Origin of the sequence: Synechococcus sp. R55.7 (assembly GCF_047461955.1) — a bacterium.
In the GTDB taxonomy this organism is placed as follows: Bacteria; Cyanobacteriota; Cyanobacteriia; order Thermostichales; family Thermostichaceae; genus Thermostichus.
The window spans coordinates 1-5,880 of record NZ_JANSIC010000042.1; the positions used below are offsets into that span (position 1 = coordinate 1).

The following is a 5,880-nucleotide window of genomic DNA, read 5'->3' on the forward strand; positions in this document are numbered from 1 at the left end:
CTCCCGCTCTTTTCCTCTGGCCGGTGAGCGCGGATCCCGGTCAGATTTAAGATAGGAAATATATCTTCATCCTTTGTCTTGTTGCCTGACACCCATCCACTGCGCATCAACCTGTTGCTGGATTGGGAGCCGCCAGCAGGAGAGCCCCTAGCTTGCGAGGACTGGCTACCCCCTGAACGCTTTGTTGTCGAGTGTTTTCAGGATCAAGCTACCTTCCTAGAGGCTCTCAGGAGACAAGACGGCCATGTCGATTGCTTGGTGCTCCTGGTGGATCCCACTCGGCTGCAAGAGCTGCACGATCTGGGCAATCAGCTCTGCGCGTGGGGACTGCTGCTGCCGACGGTGTTGGCGATTGTGCTGGAAGAATCCCACCTGCAAAAGGAAACACCGGAGACGGAAGGAGAGATCCCTGCCACCTCATCTTTGGTGAAAGCATTGCTCAAGCGAGAGCAGTTTTTCTACCACAACGCCACCCTCGTCCGTCCCATTTCGCCACAGGAGCTGAAGGGGCAGGTGCGGGCCGACTGTACCGCTTCGGGATCCCCTTCCGTCTTGGAGCTGCTGGTGGATCGGGCCATCGCCTTGTTTCTGCAGATGTCTCCCACCTGCGGCCTCCCGCAGGGCCCAGCGCATCCCAGCGATCAGCCCTACCTGGCTTACAGCAACCAACAACAACGGCGGCTGGCGGAGAAATTGCGGGAACGGCTGGGCTACGCCGGAGTGTACTATCATCGTGACCCAGAGCTGTTTTACCGTCGCCTCCCGCCCCACGAGCAGCAAGCCCTCATGCGACGGCTGCGTAACCTTTACCAGGCAATCGTCTTGGACTATTTTCAATCTCCCGAGACCGTCAATGCCCGCATCGACGAGCTGGTGGCCTTGGCCTTTTTTGCCGATATCGGCGCTGCTCAACTGCTGGAGCTGCACATGAACTTGATGGAAGACTTTGCCAAACAATTGAAGCTGGAAGGCCGCAGCGAAGAGATCCTGCTGGATTACCGCCTTACCCTGATCGATGTGATGGCCCACCTGAGCGAAATGTACCGCCGCTCCATTCCCAAAACCGCTCCAAGGGATCCTTAGATATGTCCACTCGCAAAGCCTATGTTCTCAAGCTCTACGTGGCGGGCAACACCCCCAATTCTCTGCGTGCCCTCAGCACCTTGCAAGACATCTTGGAAAAGGAGTTCCGCGGCGTGTACAGCCTGAAGGTGATCGATGTCTTGAAAAATCCGCAACTGGCAGAGGAAGATAAGATCTTGGCAACGCCGACCTTGGCCAAAATCCTGCCGCCACCGGTGCGGAAGATTATTGGCGATCTGTCCAACCGCGAGAAAGTGCTCATCGGCCTGGATCTGCTCTACGAAGAATTGGACGAAGAGGCTTGAGACAGGCTGCAGGAGCAAGGAGAGTGGGATGAACCAGTCATTGGGGCCTTCTGAGCCAGAAAAGCCACAAGATAACACCGCAGAGGACTCCACCGAACCAACCCCAGACAACCACCGAGCGGATCTCTCAGAGCTGCGAGGGATCCCCAAAAAACAGACGGGCATCGAGGGCTTTGAAGACATCAGTCACGGTGGGCTGCCCCTGGGACGCACCACCTTGGTCAGCGGCACCTCCGGCACCGGCAAAACCCTGTTTGCCATGCAGTTCCTTTACAACGGCATCGTGAAGTATCAAGAGCCGGGGATCTTCGTCACCTTCGAGGAAACCCCCGCCGATATCATTCGCAATGCCTCCAGCTTTGGCTGGGATCTGCAGGCCCTCATCGACAGGGGCCAACTGTTTATCCTGGATGCCTCCCCCGATCCCGAAGGCTATGAGGTGAGCGGCAACTTTGATTTGTCGGCCCTCATCGAGCGCATCCAGTACGCCATTCGCAAATACAAAGCCAAGCGGGTCTCCATCGACTCAGTGACAGCCATCTTTCAGCAATACGACCCTGCCGGTGTGGTGCGGCGGGAGCTGTTCCGCCTGACGGCCCGCCTCAAGCAGGCCAACGTCACCACCGTCATGACCACGGAGCGCACCGACGAGTACGGCCCCATCGCCCGCTACGGCGTAGAGGAATTCGTCTCCGATAACGTGGTGATCCTACGCAACATCCTGGAGGGAGAGAAACGGCGGCGCACCATTGAGATCTTGAAGCTGCGGGGCACCACCCACATGAAGGGGGAATATCCCTTCACCATCACCAACGACGGGATCAACATCTTCCCCTTGGGAGCCATGCAGCTGACGCAGCGCTCCTCCAACGTGCGGGTCTCCTCCGGCATCGAGAAGCTGGACGAAATGTGCGGCGGCGGTTTCTTCAAGGACTCGATTATTTTGGCCACCGGCGCCACCGGCACGGGCAAAACCTCGCTGGTGAGCAAATTCCTGGAGCGGGGCTGCCTGGATGGGGAACGCTGCATTCTCTTTGCCTACGAAGAGTCGCGGGCGCAGCTGTCCCGCAACGCCTCCTCCTGGGGCATTGACCTGGAAGAGTTCGAGCGGCAGGGCCTCCTCAAGATCATCTGCGCCTACCCAGAATCTGCCGGCCTGGAAGACCACCTGCAGAAGATCAAAACCGAGATGATGGCCTTCAAGCCCTCCCGCATGGCCATCGACTCCCTGTCAGCCCTGGCGCGGGGAGTGAGCCAAAATGCCTTCCGCCAGTTTGTAATCGGGGTAACTGGCCTGGCCAAGCAGGAGGAGATCACCGGCTTTTTCACCAACACCACCGACCAATTCATGGGATCCCATTCCATCACCGAATCCCACATCTCCACCATCACCGACACGATCATCCTGCTGCAATACGTGGAGATCCGCGGAGAGATGGCCCGCGCCCTCAACGTCTTCAAAATGCGGGGATCCTGGCACGACAAAGGGATCCGCGAGTACCTGATCTCCAATGCGGGCATCCAAATCCGCGATTCCTTCCGGGGCTACGAGCGCATTATCAGCGGATCCCCGACCCGCATCAATGTGGATGAGAAAAACGAGCTCTCCCGGATTGTGCAAAACGTCCAGGCCCTCGAGGAAGAAGGGTTGTGAGCGGTTACAACAGTTCCGTGAGTGGGCGCGGCAACAGACCCGTTGAGTCAAGCGAATTTCCAACACCGCTCAACACCGCGCAAGCCCTGCACTTGCGGCTGGCAGGGAGGGATCGGCCCAGACAAGGATTTCCCCGCGGCCAATGGCGAACAGTGGTAACCCACCTACAAATTGGGTAGTATGCCTCTAGCAGTAGCGCAAAGGGCGGGGTTTCCCGGCGTGTTTAGTTTTCTTGGTGGTTCCAAAACCCGAACCATGCTTGGGGTGGACATCAACCCCGAGCGCATCGCCGTTGCCCAACTGAAAAAGCAGGGCAATGGTCGCTATCGTCTGGCCCACTACCACAGCGTGGACATGCCAGAAGGGGCGATGGTCGAAGGACGCATCCTCGATCCGAGCACAGTTGGCTTGGTCCTGATGAATTTGCTCAATGAAAACAAAGTGCCCACCAACCTGCCGGCAGCCACAGCAGTGCCCGTAAGGGAGGCCATCGTTCGTCTCATTCGCCTGCCTGCCGACCTACCTGCCGATGAGCTGCGCCGGGTGGTTTTGGAGCAGGAGGCCGAACTTTACATTCCCTATCCGCGGGATCAGGCGGATGTCGACTACCAGCCCTTGGGTCTCGATCTTTCCCAGGATGGCATTGAGCGCATCGAAGTCTTGCTGGTGGCCATCCCCAAAGAGGTGGTGGACAACTACCTGGAGGTGCTGCAGGCAGCCAATTTGCAGGTGCGCTGTGTGGAGCTGGCCAGCTTCTCCCTCATTCGCACCATCCGCGATCAGCTAACCCAGTACGGCCCCCAAGAGGCCGTGTTGCTCAGCTCCATCGGCTACGACAGCAGCGAGATCAGCATTTTGGTGAACGGGATCCCGCAATTTACCCGCACCGTCAACATCGGCACCATCCACATGCGGCAGGTGCTGGCCCAATCCCTGAATCTGCCGCTTAGCCGCACCGGCGACCTGTTGCGAACTCTGAGGTTACCCTTGATCAACCCCACCGATATTTTGGCCACGGGAGAACAGCCAGCGCCCAGCAATCCCGGTGTAGCAGCAGTAACGCGCGTTGTCTCCGATTTGGCGGATGAACTGAAGCGCTCCATCGACTTCTTTACGAGCACAGAAAGCAGCTCGCCTGTGGTGAAAGTACTGCTGGCCGGAACTGGGGCAAGCATCGGCCAAATCGACGGCTTCTTATCTCAGTCGTTGAGCGTGGCGGTGGAGTTGGCGGATCCCTTTGGCAACATTGTCGTGCCGGATTCAGTGGAACTGCCCCTGGAGGAACGCCCAGCAATGGGAGTGGCCCTGGGGTTGGCGTTACGGGAAGACACCAAGTAGCGGCAGCAGGCAGCGCAAGCTCGCCCAACCGATGGAATAGCGCACAAGGCGGTTAAAGAGATGTACACACCGGAGATCAATTTCCTCAAAGAAAGGCCGGATGTCCTCACCACAGCTCGAACAGGTGGGGGAGCAGTAGTCGCAGCTGAGGCTGCAGAGGGATCCCAGAATTGGATCCCGGCCATTGGCCTGGGGGTTGCTGTTGCTGCTGTAGCGATGGGAGCTTTTTGGTATTTCCAAGACAGCTTTTCCCGCCAGAGAGAAACCTTGAGGGCGGAGCGGGCTCGCCTTGACAGTGAGCTCAGCACAGCCAATGCTGAGTTGTCCCAGCTGCAGAATGCCAATCAAGAGCTGCAAACCATTCGCGCCCAAACGGAAGGGTTCCGCTCCTTTCTGGGATCCGTCCAGCCTTGGTCGGCCATCTTGGAAGAGCTGCGGCGCAAGATCCCCGGCCAGGGGGTATGGATAACCAACATCAGCGCTTCCGGGGATACCGTCAATATCCAAGGAGGGGCGCTGGACTTTCCCCTGGTGAACGACTTTTTGCTCACCCTGCTGGATTCCAACTTTGTGACCAGCGCCGTCCTGAACAGCAGCTCCCGGGTGGACGGCACAGACGTAACCGAGCCCAGCGTTACCTACGGCATAACCGTAACCATCCGTACCCTGGGGGATCCCGACCCAGAATTTACCCGCGAGCTGGAGCAGCGGGGAGCGATAGGCTTGGTTGAAAAGATCCGCATTTTGCGTCGAGTGGAGGCGAACTGATGACTGGATCGGTTGAAGGTTTTCCCGACGAACAACTGGTGGTTCCCCCGGCAGGGCCGCCGGTACTGCTGGGCGTGGAGCTGACCCCCATTCGAATTGGTCTTTTAATCGGGATCACAGGGCTAGGCGCGGCGGGGTTTCTGGCCTTCACCCAACTTCGCCCCTTGATCGAGGAGGTACAGGCTTTGGAAAGGGAGGTAGCCAACAAAACCACCCAGTTGCAGGACATAAAGAGCCAGATTGCCAGTTTGCAAGATGTGCCCAATCAGGTCGAGAGAGCTCGCGTGGAGCGGGAACAGATCAGTGCCCTGCTCTCCACCCCCGAGAATGCCGACACGCAACTGCTGGATCTCAACCGGCTGGTGCAGGGGCAGCCCAACAGCGAGCTGCGCAGCTTTAGCCCTTCTCCACTGACTCCAGCGTCTTCGGCCAATCCGGAAGTGCCTGGGATCATCGCTCCCGCCATCCAAGTGCAGACCACCCGTGTCGCTCTGCGTGGCCCCTATACGGAGCTGATCAATCTGATGGGAGATATAGAACGTCTGCGCACGCTGTTCCGGGTGAGCAACATCAGCTTAAATCCTGTTCAAGACACAGGGGAACTGGACGCTGCTTTTGATTTGATTGCCTACATCTACAACAAAGACGTTCCGTTGGGCACTGCTCCTCCACCTGAAGGGCAAACGGCACCTGGTCAGTAGCCCAGCCATGCCTTGACTCAGGGGGGGATCC

Annotated in this window: 6 protein-coding genes; all 6 read left to right on the forward strand. The window is 58.2% G+C overall.

Features of this window, described 5'->3' with window-relative positions:
* The first annotated feature begins 78 nt into the window (after positions 1-78).
* Positions 79-1,083: a circadian clock protein KaiA gene (locus tag NW820_RS03600; RefSeq protein WP_414343474.1), complete on the forward strand. Its 1,005-nt coding sequence runs from the start codon at positions 79-81 to the stop codon at positions 1,081-1,083.
* Between the two features lie 2 nt (positions 1,084-1,085).
* Positions 1,086-1,388: a circadian clock protein KaiB gene (kaiB, locus tag NW820_RS03605; RefSeq protein WP_011430723.1), complete on the forward strand. Its 303-nt coding sequence runs from the start codon at positions 1,086-1,088 to the stop codon at positions 1,386-1,388.
* Between the two features lie 28 nt (positions 1,389-1,416).
* Positions 1,417-3,042 carry a circadian clock protein KaiC gene (gene kaiC, locus NW820_RS03610; RefSeq protein ID WP_011432142.1) on the forward strand — a complete coding sequence of 542 codons (1,626 nt, stop codon included), beginning with the start codon at positions 1,417-1,419 and terminating at the stop codon, positions 3,040-3,042.
* Positions 3,043-3,261: 219 nt separating this feature from the next.
* Entirely contained in the window at positions 3,262-4,380 is a 1,119-nt protein-coding gene (gene pilM / locus NW820_RS03615) for a type IV pilus biogenesis protein PilM (protein ID WP_414406705.1), read from the forward strand.
* 60 nt (positions 4,381-4,440) lie between these two features.
* Positions 4,441-5,148, forward strand: coding sequence for a PilN domain-containing protein (locus NW820_RS03620; protein WP_414350597.1), 708 nt, complete (start codon positions 4,441-4,443; stop codon positions 5,146-5,148).
* Positions 5,148-5,849 (forward strand): hypothetical protein, encoded by a 702-nt coding sequence (locus tag NW820_RS03625; RefSeq protein WP_414350594.1) that lies wholly within the window; start codon positions 5,148-5,150, stop codon positions 5,847-5,849. The genes NW820_RS03620 and NW820_RS03625 overlap by 1 nt, the downstream gene beginning before the upstream one ends.
* Positions 5,850-5,880 lie beyond the last annotated feature (31 nt).

Bases quoted from the DNA above. Each gene is read 5' to 3' on its own strand.
- kaiB (WP_011430723.1), top strand. From the start codon at position 1,086: ATGTCCACTCGCAAAGCCTATGTTCTCAAGCTCTACGTGGCGGGCAAC.
- kaiC (WP_011432142.1), top strand. From the start codon at position 1,417: ATGAACCAGTCATTGGGGCCTTCTGAGCCAGAAAAGCCACAAGATAAC.
- NW820_RS03620 (WP_414350597.1), top strand. From the start codon at position 4,441: ATGTACACACCGGAGATCAATTTCCTCAAAGAAAGGCCGGATGTCCTC.
- NW820_RS03625 (WP_414350594.1), top strand. From the start codon at position 5,148: ATGACTGGATCGGTTGAAGGTTTTCCCGACGAACAACTGGTGGTTCCC.